At 50.5% G+C, this 13,521-nt stretch carries 25 protein-coding genes; all 25 read left to right on the forward strand.

The genetic code is table 11. The features are described from left to right. Positions 1–111: 111 nt before the first annotated feature. The 25 genes from H9I35_RS10085 to rplO all read left to right on the forward strand — a co-directional run bounded on the left by H9I35_RS10085 (position 112) and on the right by rplO (position 13,512). Positions 112–390, forward strand: coding sequence for an HU family DNA-binding protein (locus H9I35_RS10085; protein ID WP_187419271.1), 279 nt, complete (start codon positions 112–114; stop codon positions 388–390). Continuing rightward, entirely contained in the window at positions 380–1,849 is a 1,470-nt protein-coding gene (locus tag H9I35_RS10090; RefSeq protein ID WP_187419272.1) for an HU family DNA-binding protein, read from the forward strand. The genes H9I35_RS10085 and H9I35_RS10090 overlap by 11 nt, the downstream gene beginning before the upstream one ends. A gap of 39 nt (positions 1,850–1,888) precedes the next feature. Then, positions 1,889–2,134: a TIGR03905 family TSCPD domain-containing protein gene (locus H9I35_RS10095; RefSeq protein ID WP_187419273.1), complete on the forward strand. Its 246-nt coding sequence runs from the start codon at positions 1,889–1,891 to the stop codon at positions 2,132–2,134. A 684-nt stretch (positions 2,135–2,818) separates the two neighbouring features. Further along, a complete protein-coding gene (tuf, locus tag H9I35_RS10100) occupies positions 2,819–4,015 on the forward strand; it encodes an elongation factor Tu (RefSeq protein ID WP_016520690.1) in 1,197 nt (398 codons plus the stop codon). 54 nt (positions 4,016–4,069) lie between these two features. Then, positions 4,070–4,378, forward strand: coding sequence for a 30S ribosomal protein S10 (gene rpsJ, locus H9I35_RS10105; protein ID WP_016520689.1), 309 nt, complete (start codon positions 4,070–4,072; stop codon positions 4,376–4,378). A 151-nt stretch (positions 4,379–4,529) separates the two neighbouring features. After that, a complete protein-coding gene (rplC, locus tag H9I35_RS10110; protein WP_187419274.1) occupies positions 4,530–5,150 on the forward strand; it encodes a 50S ribosomal protein L3 in 621 nt (206 codons plus the stop codon). Positions 5,151–5,169: 19 nt separating this feature from the next. Then, positions 5,170–5,811: a 50S ribosomal protein L4 gene (gene rplD, locus H9I35_RS10115; protein ID WP_016520687.1), complete on the forward strand. Its 642-nt coding sequence runs from the start codon at positions 5,170–5,172 to the stop codon at positions 5,809–5,811. After that, on the forward strand, positions 5,811–6,095 hold the full coding sequence (locus H9I35_RS10120) for a 50S ribosomal protein L23 (RefSeq protein WP_016520686.1): 285 nt from the start codon (positions 5,811–5,813) through the stop codon (positions 6,093–6,095). The genes rplD and H9I35_RS10120 overlap by 1 nt, the downstream gene beginning before the upstream one ends. A 27-nt stretch (positions 6,096–6,122) precedes the next feature. Continuing rightward, positions 6,123–6,947: a 50S ribosomal protein L2 gene (gene rplB, locus H9I35_RS10125; protein WP_016520685.1), complete on the forward strand. Its 825-nt coding sequence runs from the start codon at positions 6,123–6,125 to the stop codon at positions 6,945–6,947. 17 nt (positions 6,948–6,964) lie between these two features. Beyond that, complete coding sequence (gene rpsS, locus H9I35_RS10130; RefSeq protein ID WP_187419275.1) at positions 6,965–7,282, forward strand: 30S ribosomal protein S19; 318 nt, start codon at positions 6,965–6,967, stop codon at positions 7,280–7,282. 11 nt (positions 7,283–7,293) lie between these two features. Beyond that, a complete protein-coding gene (gene rplV / locus H9I35_RS10135; RefSeq protein ID WP_187419276.1) occupies positions 7,294–7,650 on the forward strand; it encodes a 50S ribosomal protein L22 in 357 nt (118 codons plus the stop codon). Between the two features lies 1 nt (position 7,651). Continuing rightward, positions 7,652–8,377 carry a 30S ribosomal protein S3 gene (gene rpsC, locus H9I35_RS10140; RefSeq protein ID WP_016520682.1) on the forward strand — a complete coding sequence of 242 codons (726 nt, stop codon included), beginning with the start codon at positions 7,652–7,654 and terminating at the stop codon, positions 8,375–8,377. 3 nt (positions 8,378–8,380) lie between these two features. Beyond that, positions 8,381–8,800, forward strand: coding sequence for a 50S ribosomal protein L16 (gene rplP / locus H9I35_RS10145; protein ID WP_187419277.1), 420 nt, complete (start codon positions 8,381–8,383; stop codon positions 8,798–8,800). A 12-nt stretch (positions 8,801–8,812) separates the two neighbouring features. Then, a complete protein-coding gene (gene rpmC / locus H9I35_RS10150; protein ID WP_016520680.1) occupies positions 8,813–9,037 on the forward strand; it encodes a 50S ribosomal protein L29 in 225 nt (74 codons plus the stop codon). 10 nt (positions 9,038–9,047) lie between these two features. Next, positions 9,048–9,323 (forward strand): 30S ribosomal protein S17, encoded by a 276-nt coding sequence (gene rpsQ / locus H9I35_RS10155; protein ID WP_016520679.1) that lies wholly within the window; start codon positions 9,048–9,050, stop codon positions 9,321–9,323. 15 nt (positions 9,324–9,338) lie between these two features. Next, positions 9,339–9,707, forward strand: a complete 369-nt coding sequence (gene rplN / locus H9I35_RS10160; RefSeq protein WP_016520678.1) for a 50S ribosomal protein L14 — start codon at positions 9,339–9,341, stop codon at positions 9,705–9,707. 12 nt (positions 9,708–9,719) lie between these two features. Further along, entirely contained in the window at positions 9,720–10,037 is a 318-nt protein-coding gene (gene rplX / locus H9I35_RS10165) for a 50S ribosomal protein L24 (protein WP_016520677.1), read from the forward strand. After that, positions 10,037–10,588 (forward strand): 50S ribosomal protein L5, encoded by a 552-nt coding sequence (gene rplE / locus H9I35_RS10170; RefSeq protein ID WP_016520676.1) that lies wholly within the window; start codon positions 10,037–10,039, stop codon positions 10,586–10,588. The genes rplX and rplE overlap by 1 nt, the downstream gene beginning before the upstream one ends. 10 nt (positions 10,589–10,598) lie before the next feature. Then, complete coding sequence (locus tag H9I35_RS10175) at positions 10,599–10,784, forward strand: type Z 30S ribosomal protein S14 (RefSeq protein WP_021331277.1); 186 nt, start codon at positions 10,599–10,601, stop codon at positions 10,782–10,784. A gap of 15 nt (positions 10,785–10,799) precedes the next feature. Then, positions 10,800–11,198, forward strand: coding sequence for a 30S ribosomal protein S8 (rpsH, locus tag H9I35_RS10180; RefSeq protein ID WP_187419278.1), 399 nt, complete (start codon positions 10,800–10,802; stop codon positions 11,196–11,198). Between the two features lie 12 nt (positions 11,199–11,210). Beyond that, a complete protein-coding gene (gene rplF / locus H9I35_RS10185; protein WP_187419279.1) occupies positions 11,211–11,750 on the forward strand; it encodes a 50S ribosomal protein L6 in 540 nt (179 codons plus the stop codon). A gap of 11 nt (positions 11,751–11,761) precedes the next feature. Beyond that, positions 11,762–12,124 carry a 50S ribosomal protein L18 gene (gene rplR / locus H9I35_RS10190; protein ID WP_016520673.1) on the forward strand — a complete coding sequence of 121 codons (363 nt, stop codon included), beginning with the start codon at positions 11,762–11,764 and terminating at the stop codon, positions 12,122–12,124. A gap of 9 nt (positions 12,125–12,133) precedes the next feature. After that, the gene (rpsE, locus tag H9I35_RS10195; protein WP_187419280.1) at positions 12,134–12,769 is read left to right on the forward strand and encodes a 30S ribosomal protein S5; all 636 of its coding nucleotides are present in this window, start codon (positions 12,134–12,136) and stop codon (positions 12,767–12,769) included. 3 nt (positions 12,770–12,772) lie between these two features. Beyond that, a complete protein-coding gene (gene rpmD, locus H9I35_RS10200; protein WP_016520671.1) occupies positions 12,773–12,958 on the forward strand; it encodes a 50S ribosomal protein L30 in 186 nt (61 codons plus the stop codon). Further along, positions 12,958–13,512, forward strand: coding sequence for a 50S ribosomal protein L15 (rplO, locus tag H9I35_RS10205; RefSeq protein WP_187419281.1), 555 nt, complete (start codon positions 12,958–12,960; stop codon positions 13,510–13,512). The genes rpmD and rplO overlap by 1 nt, the downstream gene beginning before the upstream one ends. Positions 13,513–13,521 lie beyond the last annotated feature (9 nt).

A 13,521-nucleotide genomic window follows, 5' to 3' on the forward strand; every position in this document is an offset into this window, starting at 1 on the left:
ATTTCTTAACGGCGCATCTCTTGTTTTCCGCAGTTATCAATCACTCATTATCGATTATCCGTTATTTTTTCCTTCTATACAAAAGCCGGCATTACCGTTATAATAATTAATATGGTACGTTCGGATTTGATAAAATCGATCAGCACGGCGGTCGAGCTTGACAAGAGAATATGCGGAGAAGTCGTTTCGGCAATGCTCGAAGAGATATACACGGTTTTGGAAAACGGCGGCAAATATACGCAGTCGGGCTTCGGCGTTTTCGATACCCAAGTGCACAAAGGGAAAGTTCGGCGCAATCCTTTTACAAAACAAAAAATGCGCTATCCCGAAAAGCGTACCGTACGTTTTAAACCGGCAAAAATTTTAAAGGATACGCTCAATGCCGAATAAAAAGACGACACTCAAAAACGCGGCGAATGCTTCGGAGTCGGTAACGGTTTCCGTACTCGCCGAACGCATCAAATCCCGCCTTGCGGACAAATCTCTCGATGATAATAAAATCAAACAGGTTATCAATTCTTTTTTCGACGCGGTCAGGCGCGACATCCTCGATAACGGATCATTTAAACTGCTCGGCTTCGGTACTTTCGACCGGATGCTCGTCGATGAAAAAGAGCGTACGGATCCTTCTACCGGTGAAACGCTTATTACGCCCGGACATTATAAAATCAAATTCGTTCCGGTGTCGGCTCTCGCAAAACGTATAAATAAACCATACGAGCATTTGCAGCCGGAAGTCATCGAAGAAGCGCCGGCCGAAGAAGAGAAAATCGAAGCGAATAGAGCAGCGGACGATTTTTCCGAAAATGAAAAAGAATCCGAATCGCTCCGCGATGCTTTCGCCGAAATCGACGGGTTCGATGAAGACGACGGAGCCGACGCTTTCGGTTCGGATTTTGATTCCGACGTTTCCCATTCAAATGCTTCACAAGCGGAAAAGCAGAGAAGGGCGCCGGCGGGGATTCAAGCGGCGCAAAAATCGCCTCGCTCCGCAATTCATGAAATGCCTCGTACGGAAAGAGGATACGATCCCTTTGCCGTTCCGTCTTCATACGATTCTGCCGAGCAGCCGATGCACGGCATTTCCGCAGGCGGTTCGGCCGTAGAAAACCAAACGGTGCGGCATGCGGTCATACAGCAGCAAATTATCGAACGGCAGATCGTTCAGCAGCGCGTCGTTCAAGACCGGCACGCCGACGAAGCTCTCGAAGCGGAAGAAGACGTATTCGATCCCGATTATGACGGCGACGATTACGAAGAAGGAATCCAGCGCTATATAAGCCGCTGCTGGTTTTTCGCCGGTGTTGCAGTCGTTCTTACCGCTTTGATGATCGGAGCGCTCGTGTATGTGTTTACTCACCGTACGCCCAAAGCCAAGCTTGTAAAAACCGCGGCTCCCGAACCGAAAACGGTCGTCGTAGAACAGGTGCCGGAAAGCCGGATCGTTTCGCTTGAAATTGCGGCGGATGACAATCTTTATGCCGCCCTTGCGCAGGCGGAGTACGGCGAGCGGAATCTCTGGCCTTATATTTTCAGTGCGAATATGCTGCGCTATCCCGATCCCGACAATCCCGGTGCGGCGCGCGAACTGATCGTGCCGTCGAAACCCGACAGAGCGATCGACCGGCGCGATATAGAACTTTCCGTAATCGACGTTTACGATTCGTACCGTTCGCTTATTGCGGCGAATCCCCGCGGCAGAGCGGCGGCCATCCGCAAAGAGCATGCGGTTATCGCTCTTATTTGCGGAGAATCGCTGTACGGCGGTTTTATCGACAAATACGCGATCCGCCTCGATTCGGAAGATGTAAGCGCCGCACGGGAACGGATCAAAAACGCCGGCCGCTGATTTTATAACAGCGGCATAAATGATACACAAACGACATATATGAAAGAAATTGCATTTAAAACACAGGGTTCATGCGCGAGGACGATCCGCTTTACCAAAAGCGATGACGGGCGCATAACGGATATCGTGTTTTCAGGCGGCTGCAACGGCAACTTAAAAGCGATTGCAAAACTCTGCGACGGTATGACAGCCGAAGAGATCGCGGCAAAACTTGCCGGCAATACGTGCGGATTTAAAAAGACGAGCTGTGCCGACCAGCTTGCAAAAGCGGTTATGAGCGAATGACGCGCCGCGGCGAGTACGGCCGATACCGTATTCGCCTTCGGAAATTATATTTCGAAATCGATTAATCAGCTTTCAACCGTAATCAATTTACCGGTTATTTTGATTTTAAATGAATTCGATATAAATCAAGATTGTTTTTTTTACGGGGCGGGGGAGCCGATTTATACAGTATTCGAATATTTTCATAAAATTTTTCGTTTTCCTCTTGCATCTTTTTTGCAAATAGTGTATAACTGGAGAACGCGTCATTTTTACGCGTAAAAGGGTTCTTTGAGAGTCAAGCGGAGTGAGTCCGGCATCCCCGTAAAGTCAACCGGTTTCGGTTTTCAGGAGGATGCGGCCCTAAGTGCGGATTCCGTTGCCGTCGGCAGCGGGAGTTTACTATAGAAGCATTTCGGGTTTTTGACCTGCCCTGAGGGGCTAGAGGCTCGAAGATGCCAAACCAGTTGTCAAAGCGAGTTTGATGATGATCGGTGGTGTCGGCCAAGAATGTTCCGAAAATATGGAACATTTCGTATGAATACAAATTCTTGTCCGTCAAATTACGTTCATCATATCATTCTCACAAATAACAATGTGTATGCGAATGCGGCGTTTTCTGTTGGAAATTGTCCCGTTCTGGCTTAAAGTGCAACACATACCATTATGCAATGTCGGACCAGGAAATCCGGCAAGGAGAAAATCATGGCAAAGGAAAAGTTCGTCAGAACTAAACCCCACATGAACGTTGGAACCATCGGTCACGTAGACCATGGTAAAACTACGCTGTCGGCTGCTATCACCCAATATTGTGCAAGAAAATTCGGTGACCATGCGCTCAAGTATGATGAAATCGACAATGCTCCTGAGGAAAAGGCCCGCGGTATCACGATCAATACCCGTCACCTTGAGTACCAGTCGGATAAGCGCCACTATGCGCACATCGACTGCCCGGGACACGCCGACTATATCAAAAACATGATCACCGGTGCTGCGCAGATGGACGGTTCCATTCTCGTCGTTTCCGCTCCGGACGGCTGTATGCCCCAGACGAAAGAGCACTTGCTGCTTGCCCGTCAGGTCGGCGTTCCGAAGATCATCGTTTTCCTCAACAAGTGTGATCAGTTCGATGCGGCTGAAGCCGACGATATGATCGAAATGGCTGTCGAAGACGTTAAAGACACTGTTGCAAAATACGGCTTTTCCGCCGATACGCCGATCATCCGCGGTTCCGCATTTAAAGCGCTGAACCAGCCCGAAGATCCGGAAAACACGAAGTGCATCGAAGAGCTGCTCAAGGCTATGGATACGTGGTTCGACGATCCCGTTCGCGATGAAGACAAGCCTTTCCTTATGCCGATTGAAGATATCTTTACGATCACCGGACGCGGTACGGTTGTAACGGGTCGTATCGAACGCGGCGTCGTCAATATGAACGACGAAGTCGAAATCGTCGGTATTCGCCCGACGCAGAAATCGACGGTTACCGGTATCGAAATGTTCCAAAAGACGCTCGATCAGGGTATGGCCGGCGATAACGTCGGTATCCTTTTGCGCGGTATCGAAAAGAAAGATGTCGAGCGCGGTCAGGTTCTCGCAAAACCGGGTTCCATCCACCCGCACACGAAATTCGAAGCGCAGATCTACGTCCTCACGGAAGCCGAAGGCGGCCGCAAAAAACCGTTCTTCTCCGGCTATCGCCCGCAGTTCTATTTCCGCACGACGGATATCACCGGAACGATCGAACTCGAAGCGAACGTTCAGATGGTAAAACCGGGCGACAACGTTAAGATCATCGGCGAACTCATTCACCCGATCGCTATGGATGAAGGTCTGAAGCTTGCTATCCGCGAAGGCGGTCACACGATCGCATCGGGACAGGTTACGAAGATTATCGAGTAGTTTTCGAAACGGGCGGCGCTCTTTGCAGCGCCGTTCGCATCGATTGGAGGAATAATGGCAAGTGGTAAGATTCGCGTCACGCTCCGTGCTTATGATGTGGAAGTGATCGATCAGAGTGCAAAATCCATCGTGCAGACCGTTCAAAAAGCGGGCGCACAGGTTTCAGGTCCTATTCCGCTTCCGACAAGGATCAATAAGATAACGGTGCTTCGTTCGCCGCACGTAAACAAAAAATCGCGCGAACAGTTTGAGATGCGTACGCATAAGCGCCTTATCGATATATTGAACCCGACTTCGGATGTGATGGATTCGCTTATGAAGCTGGAACTGCCTGCCGGTGTTGAAGTAAAAGTAAAGCAGTGATTTCCGTTCGGAAATCCGCTGTATACGGTACGCTCCCGAGGATCCGGGATGACGGCCGAGCCGAAGCGTCCGCGCTTTCAGGCGAACGTTTTTAAGGCAAAACTTGTACGGAGTGCCGCGCAGGTTTTGCAAATTTTACAGGAGTATCAGAATGAAAGGTCTGATTGCAAAAAAAGTGGGGATGACGCAGGTATTCGATGAAAGCGGAAACCTTATCCCGGTAACCGTGATCCGCATCGATCCCAATACCGTCATCGCTACCAGAACAAAAGAGCGCAACGGCTATGATGCCGTCGTCCTCGGAATCGACGATGCAAAAGAATCGAGAGTGACGAAAGCGTATAAAAATCAGTTTGCGGAAAACATCGCGCCGAAGCGGACATTGAAAGAATTCCGCGATTTCGAAAAAGAAGTGAAAGTCGGCGATCAAATCGGTATGGAGCTGTTCGACGGTATCCGCTTTCTCGACATTACGTCGACATCAAAGGGTAAGGGCTTTCAGGGCGTTATGAAGCGCTGGGGCTTTCACGGCGGACGCGCTTCGCACGGTTCGAAATTCCACCGCGAAGCCGGCGGTACGGGTCAGTCTACGACTCCGGGTCATACGTTCAAAAATATGAAAATGCCCGGCCGCATGGGTTCGAAAAAGGTTACGATTCAAAATCTGCAGGTCGTCAAGACCGATGCGGATCTGAAAGTGATTATGGTTCGCGGGGCCGTTCCCGGGAATAAAGACTGCACGCTGATCGTCAAGTCCGCGGTGAAAAAATAACGACGGAAGGTGACTCATTATGGAAAAGAAAGTCTTTTCGGTCGACGGTAAAGAGCTGCGTACGATTTCGCTTGACGACGCCGTATTCGGTCTTCCGGTAAATGAAGACGTCATTTACTATGCCGTCACGAATGAATTGGCAAACAGGCGCGTCGGAACAGCTTGCACAAAAGGTCGTTCCGAAGTGCACGGCAGCAATGCGAAGCCGTATAAACAAAAGGGTACGGGACACGCCCGACGCGGCGATAAAAAATCTCCGCTCCTTGCAGGCGGCGGTACGATTTTCGGACCGAAACCGCGCGATTTCAGCTATGCGATACCGAAAAAAGAAAAACGCTTGGCGATGAAATCGATTTTGAGTATGCAGGCGCAAAGCGACCGTTTTACCGTCGTCGAAGATTTTACGATCGACAGCGGCAAAACGAAAGACTTGGTAAAGATTCTCGACAATTTTACCAAGGGCGAGCGCACGGTGCTCATCTTAAAGGATGACGATCCCAAAATCAAACAAGCTGCGCGCAATATCCCGTTGCTGCAGTTTTTGTCGTATAACCGTTTGAGCGCACACGCGCTGTTTTACGGACGGAAGATTATCGCTCTTGAAAGCGCGGTAAAAAATCTTTCTTCGTTCTATGCGGCGAAAGAAAAGGAGGCTGAATAATGGATATCACGGATATTCTTATCAGGCCGGTTATTTCGGAAAAAGCGAATATGCTGCGCGAGCAGGATAAATACGTTTTCATCGTTCACAAAGATGCGAGCAAAATACAGATTAAAGACGCCGTTCGAAAGCTCTTTAATGTAAAAGTTATCGGCTGTACGACGATGAATATTGGCGGAAAGATGCGGCGCACGCGGGGTGTTCCCGGTATGACCGCTTCGTATAAAAAAGCGATTGTGCGCGTCGCCTCCGGAGAAAAAATCCAGGCGTTTGAAGGCGTGTGAGCTTTTTAAGGATTAAGGGGATTTACAATGGCTCTTAAGATATTTAAGCCAATAACGCCGGGTACGCGCGGACGCGTGGACTTGGTGCGGGATCACTTGACGGCAAAGAAACCCGAAAAAACACTTACGTCAGGTATGGTGTCTCATGCGGGCCGCGGAGGCGGCGGACGTATTTCCGTGCGCCATCAGGGCGGCGGACACAAACGGAAGTATCGAGACATCGATTTTAAACGCAATAAGCACGGTATTCCCGGTACGGTAAAAACCATCGAATACGATCCGAACCGCAGTGCAAATATTGCCCTCGTGTATTATGCCGACGGCGACAAGCGCTATATCATCGCTCCGAAAGGTTTGCAGGTCGGACAAAAGATCATGGCAGGCGAAAGCGCTTCTCCGACGGTCGGCAATGCGCTGCCCCTCGGTCTCATTCCTGTCGGTTTTACGGTGCACAATATCGAATTGCAGATCGGACGCGGCGGACAGCTTGCCCGTTCTGCCGGTACGAGTGCGATGATCGCCGGTAATGAAGGCGACTACGTTATCATCCGTTTACCGTCGAGCGAAATGCGCAGGATCAACAGCAAATGCTATGCGACGATCGGTGTCGTCGGAAACGAAGATCACATGAACGTGCGGCTCGGAAAAGCAGGCCGTAGACGCTGGATGGGCGTCCGCCCGACGGTTCGCGGTATGGCGATGAATCCGGTCGATCACCCGCTCGGCGGCGGCGAAGGCGCCGGAAAGGGACGCAATCCCGTTACTCCGTGGGGACAGCCGTGCAAAGGCTATAAAACCCGCAACAAGCGGAAGACGTCGAGTAAATTTATTATTTCGCGCCGTAAGAAGTAAGTACGGAGGAGCTGACAGTGTCAAGATCGGTTAAAAAAGGCCCTTTTGTCGAAAAGAGCCTCTATAAGAAAGTACAGGCGATGAACAAAGAATCGGACCGGAAGATGATAAAAACCTATTCCCGCTGTTCGACGATCATCCCTGAAATGGTCGGAAATACGATTTCCGTATATAACGGTAAGTCGTGGATTCCCGTGTATATCACGGAAAACCTCGTCGGGCATAAGCTCGGAGAATTTTCTCCTACCCGCGTATTCCGTGCGCACGGCGGCTCAGATAAGTCCGCTGCAAAGGCGGCCGCACCGAAAGCGGCTCCTGCGCCTGCCGGTAAATAAAGGTGGAAACTATGGCTGAAAACAAAGGATATAGAGCTGTATCGAAATTTCTTTTCGCATCGCCGACGAAGGTTCGCCCCGTCGCCCATGTGATAAATCAAAAGCGCTGTTCCGAAGCTGCGGTCATTCTTGAAAATATGCCGCAAAAAGGCGCGCGCCTCATCGGCAAAACGCTCAAGTCGGCCGTGTCGAACGCGCTCAATTCGAACAGCAAGCTCGATGAAGATATGCTGTATGTCAAAGAGATCAGAATCGATGAAGGCCCGCGGCTCAAGCGGATTTGGTTCCGCGCACGCGGACGTGCGGATCAGCTTTTAAAGCGCATGTGTCATATTACTGTCGTCGTTGACGAAAAGGCGGGAAAATAAAGTGGGTCAGAAAGTTAATCCTATCGGTTTGCGTCTCGGCGTAAACAAAACATGGCAGTCTCGCTGGTATGCGGATCCCCGCGAATATGCAGGTCTCGTCCTCGAAGATTTGAAAATCCGCAAAATGATTGCAAATCTTCCCGAGTGCAAAAACGCCGATATCGCGGAAGTTGAAATCGTCCGCCATCCGCAGCGCGTGACGATCGTGATCCATACGGCGCGTCCGGGCGTCATCATCGGCGTCAAGGGCGCGACGATCGAAACGATCAGCGCACAGATACAAAAACAGCTTGAACCGAAAAAGGTGCAGATCAAAATTAAAGAGATTAAACGCGCCGATTTGAACGCGAGGCTCATCGCCGAAAATGTCGGCCGTCAGCTTGCGGGTCACGGTTCATACCGCCGTGCTTTAAAACAGGCGATCAACAACGCAGTGCGCGCAGGCGCTCAGGGTATTAAAATACGCCTTGCAGGCCGTCTCGGGGGCGCGGACATGAAGCGCACCGAAGAGCACAAAGAAGGACGCGTTCCGCTTCACACGCTGAGAGCCGATATCGATTACGGCACGTATGAAGCGCAGACGACGTACGGTAAAATCGGTGTCAAAGTTTGGGTGTACAACGGTATGAATTACGGTGTCGAACAGAACGAAGACGCCGGCCAGCTCGTGCGTAAAGGCCGCCGCGAACGCGCTCCGGCGCAGTCCGAAAAACAGGCAAGGAGTTAAGGTATGCCGCTCAGTCCTAAAAGAGTATTGCACCGTAAAGTGCAGCGCGGTAGAGAAAAAGGAAACGCGACGCGCAACAATCATATAGATTTCGGCGACATAGCGCTTGTTGCGACCGAGCCGACGTGGCTCAAAGCGACGGTTATCGAAGCGTGCCGTGTCGCGATCAACCGCGAACTCAGCCGCAAAGGTAAAGTGTGGATCCGCGTGTTTCCGGATAAACCCATTTCAAAAAAGCCGGCTGAAGTCCGCATGGGTAAGGGAAAAGGTGCGCCCGAATTTTGGGCGGCCGTTATCAAGCCGGGTATGATTTTATTCGAAATCGGCGGCGTCGACTTAAAGCAGGCGCATCGCGCACTCGAACTTGCGCAAAGCAAACTGCCTATTTTGACGAAGATCGCCTACAGGCCGGTTACGGCGTAACGGGAGGATAAGATGGCCGATAAAAATATCAAAGATAAAGACCTGTCTTATGAAGAGCTCGTTGCAAAGCGCGACAAGATGAAAAAAGAGTACATGGATTTACGTTTTAAAATGGTAATCTCCCATGTAGATAATCCGCTTCAAAAACGTACGATGCGCCGCGAAATCGCCCGCTTAAATACGTTCATTCGGCAAAAGTGCCCCGCCGCGCAAAAAACTGCCGAAGCAAATAAATAGGAGCTGAACCGTGGAAGAGCAGACTGTTCAGGTAAAAAAGCCGAATCACCATTCGTTTGTCGGTCTCGTAACGAGCGATAAAATGGAAAAATCGATTGTCGTTTCCGTCGCCACAAGGAAGATGGACAGGCTTTATAAAAAATACGTCAAACGTACAAAGAAGTATATGGCTCACGATGAAAAGAACGACGCCCATATCGGAGATACCGTGCGTATCGTGGAATGCAGACCGCTCAGCCGGCACAAGCGCTGGCGGCTTGTTGAAATTATCGAACGTGCAAAATAACGCAGGAGCAGCAGTATGATTCAAATGCAGTCCATGCTTACCGTTGCGGATAACTCCGGTGCAAAAATGGTTCAGTGTATTAAAGTGCTCGGCGGCACGCATCGTCGGTATGCCGGCATCGGCGACATCATCGTCGTAGCCGTCAAAGACGCGATCCCGACGTCGACGATCAAAAAAGGTGCGGTCGAAAAAGCCGTTATCGTGCGTCAGTCGAAAGAATACCGCCGTCCGGACGGAACCTATATCCGCTTTGACGACAACGCGTGCGTCATCGTCGACGACAACAAAAATCCGAAAGGCAAACGCGTGTTCGGACCGGTTGCCCGCGAATTGCGCGATATGGATTTTATGAAAATCGTTTCGCTTGCGCCGGAAGTATTGTAAGGAGCATTTCGTATGCAAAAGAAATTCAAAATTAAAAAGAACGATAATGTGGAAGTGCTTGCCGGCAAAGACAAAGGAAAACGCGGCTCGGTCGTGCGTATCATTCCGAAAAAGGACAAAGTGATCGTTTCCGGCGTCAATATCGTCAAAAAGGCGATGAAGCGCAGAAGTCAGCAGGATCAGGGCGGCATCGTCGAAGTCGAAGCGCCGCTGCACATTTCGAACGTCGGCATCGTATGCAAAAAATGCGGACGTCCGGTAAAGATCGGTTATAAAATTGACGGCGATAAAAAAGTTCGTGTCTGCCGTAAATGTGGAGAAACACTGTAATGGACAATTACGTACCTCGGCTTAAGAAAGTCTACAAGGAAACTATCGCACCCGCTCTCATAAAAGAGTTCGGCTATACGACGCCGATGCAGGTTCCGGCAGTTAAAAAGATTGTCGTGAGCATGGGCGTGGGCGAAGCTCTCACCAACAAGAAACTTCTTGATGCCGCTGTCGAAGATCTGGCTCAGATTACGGGACAGCACGCGGTCAAGACAAAGGCTCGCAAAAGCATAGCCAACTTCAAACTTCGTGAGGGCAATGAAGTGGGCGCACGGGTAACGCTGCGCGGAACAATGATGTATGAATTTTTGGACCGCCTCGTCAACGTTGCGCTTCCGCGCGTTAAGGATTTCCGCGGTATCAAATCGACAGGATTTGACGGACACGGAAATTTTTCTCTCGGCATTACGGAACAGATTATTTTCCCGGAAATCGATTTCGATAAAATCGCGCGGATATCCGGCATGAATATCGCGATCGTAACAAGCGCAAAGACGGACAACGAAGCCCGCGCTTTGCTTGCCAAGTTCAATATGCCGTTCCGGAAATAAGTGAGGATCTATGGCTAAGAAATCGATGGTTATTAAAGCCGCCCGCAAGCAAAAATATCCGACACGGGAATACAACCGCTGTCAGATTTGCGGACGTCCGCGTGGATATTTACGGAAATTTAAAATGTGCCGTTTGTGCTTCCGTAAATTGGCAAGTGAAGGCCTGCTTCCGGGCGTCACGAAATCGAGTTGGTAGCGGCAGGAGTGTAAAATGAGTGCATCAGATCCCGTAGCAGATATGCTCACCAAGGTTCGGAATGCGGTTGCTGTCCGCCACGAAAAAGTCGACGTTCCGACTTCAAAGCTGAAGCTGGAAATCGTGAAGATTTTGAAAACCGAAGGGTATATTAAAAACTTTAAAAAGGTTCAGGAAGAAGGGAAAAACGTTATCCGTATCTTTTTGAAATACGACGTAAAGAATAATCCGGTCATTCACGGGCTGAAAAGAATTTCGACGCCCGGCCGCCGCGTATATTCGGGCTTTAAAGATTTGCCGCGCGTGTACAACGGCTACGGAACGCTTATCGTTTCTACGTCGGCAGGCGTTACGACCGGGAAAAAGGCGACCGAAAAAATGGTCGGCGGCGAATTGATTTGTACGGTATGGTAAGGGGAGAAAGCTATGTCAAAACTAGGTAAACTTCCCGTCGCTGTTCCGGCGGGCGTAACGGTAACGGTAAACCCCGATTCGATTTCCGTAAAAGGGCCGAAAGGCGAACTGCATCAGCATTACGGAAACAATGTAAAGGTTTCGTTTGAAGACGGAAACATTTCCGTAACGCCGAATAATACATCGAAACAGGCAAATGCGGATCACGGTCTGTACCGCAGCCTTATCAAAGATATGGTGATCGGAGTGACAACCGGTTTTTCGAAATCGCTTATCATCACGGGTGTCGGTTTTCGTGCCGAAGTCAAAGGCAAGGAGCTTGTGATGAACCTCGGTTATTCGAACGATTTTATCGCGCTGATCCCCGAAGGTCTTACGGTCGCAGCCGATGCGAACGGCAAAGTTACGGTATCCGGTATCAGTAAACAGCAAGTCGGTCAGTTTTGCGCGGAAATCCGCAGTTTGCGCAAACCCGAACCCTATAAAGGCAAGGGTATCCGCTATGAAACCGAAGTCATCAGACGCAAAGTCGGCAAAACCGGCGTAAAATAAGGTGAAGTGTTATGATTAAAAAGATGGACGATAAAAACAGACGCCGTCTGCACAGAAAATTCCATATCCGCAAAACGGTATACGGAACGGCTTCCCGTCCCCGCATGACGGTGACGCGAAGCAATAAAAATCTGTCGGTGCAGATCGTCAACGACGACGAAGGCAAAACGCTCGCCTGTATTTCGACGCTTGAAAAAGAATTTGCAAACCTGAAGCCGACCGTTGCCGACGCGGCAAAACTCGGCGAAGCGCTCGGCGCGCGTCTGAAAGACAAGCAGATTACGACTGTCGTGTTCGACCGCAACGGGTATCTTTATCACGGTGTCGTTAAAGCACTTGCCGACGGAGCCCGCAAAGCGGGAATCGTATTCTAAGGAGTATGTATGGCAGAGCAGGAAAATAAAGAAGTAAAAGAAGTTAAAGCTGCAGCCGATCCGAAGGACACGCCCCGCGCGGAAACTTCACGAGAAAACGCCCGCGAAGGCGGACGGGAGAAACGGGGCAGAGGCAGAGACCGCGGCGAGCGCAGAAGCGACGAAGAAAAAGAATTCGTCGAAAAGCTCGTTATGCTCAACCGCACGGCAAAAGTCGTAAAAGGCGGCCGCCGCTTTTCGTTTGCGGCGCTTACGGTCGTCGGCGATAAAAAGGGCCGCGTCGGCTACGGGTTCGGAAAAGCGAACGATGTAACCGAAGCTATCAAAAAGAGCATCGACCGCGCAAAGCGCAGTCTCATCATTTTGCCGGTAAAAAACGGAACGATTCCGCACGAAATGATCGGCAAGTATAAAAGCTCCGAAGTGCTTATCAAACCGGCGTGTCCGGGTACCGGCATCATTGCCGGAGGTGCTGTCCGTGCGATTATGGACGCTGCCGGAGCGACGGATATTATTTCGAAATCGCTCGGTGCGAGCGCGTCCGTCAATGTCGTACGTGCGACTTTCGATGCGATCGGGCATTTGCTCGATGCAAAGGCCGTCGCTGCGGGCAGAGGCAAAACGCTCGACGAGTTGTGGGGTTAATCTATGGCAGGTAAACTCAAAATTACGCTTAAAAAAAGTACGATCAGACAGAAGTCGGATGTAAAAGCGACAGTGCGTTCGCTCGGTCTGGGGAAACTCAATTCGTCGGTCGTACATGACGATAATTCTTCGATCCGCGGAATGATTGCAAGATGTTCTCACCTTCTTACAGTCGAGGAGGCGAAATAATGTCGGATTACAATCCTGTACTTCACGCGCCCGAAGGCGCAAATAAAAAACCGAAGCGTGTCGGCCGCGGTTCGTCTTCAGGACTGGGAACGACGGCGGGAAGAGGCAATAAGGGACAGCAGTCGCGATCGGGCGGTGGCAATCCCTATGTCGGATTTGAAGGCGGTCAGATGCCGCTTTTCCGCCGTGTCGCACAGCGCGGTTTTTCGAACGCTCGTTTTAAAGAAGACGTTCTCTATTTTAACGTTTCCGATCTCGAAGCGAAATTTGCAGACGGCGAAACCGTCGACCGCGCTTCGCTCGTTGCAAAGGGGCTTATTCCGGCAAAGCGCAATGCGAAGATTAAAATTCTCGGCGACGGAGACGTGACGAAAAAGTTTTCGGTGACGGTGGACAAGATTTCCGCATCCGCGAAAGAGAAAATCGAAAAGGCGGGCGGAAGCGTTCAGGCCTCTGTCGGACAAAACAGAAAAGAGCGCAATATAGCGTATGCGACTTCTCGCGATGCTAAAAAAGACGCGGCGGCAAAACCGTCCGACGACAAGAAAAAATAACGCGGAGTT

The sequence above is a fragment of the Treponema sp. Marseille-Q4132 genome (assembly GCF_014334835.1).
In the GTDB taxonomy this organism is placed as follows: domain Bacteria; phylum Spirochaetota; class Spirochaetia; order Treponematales; family Treponemataceae; genus Treponema_D; species Treponema_D paredis.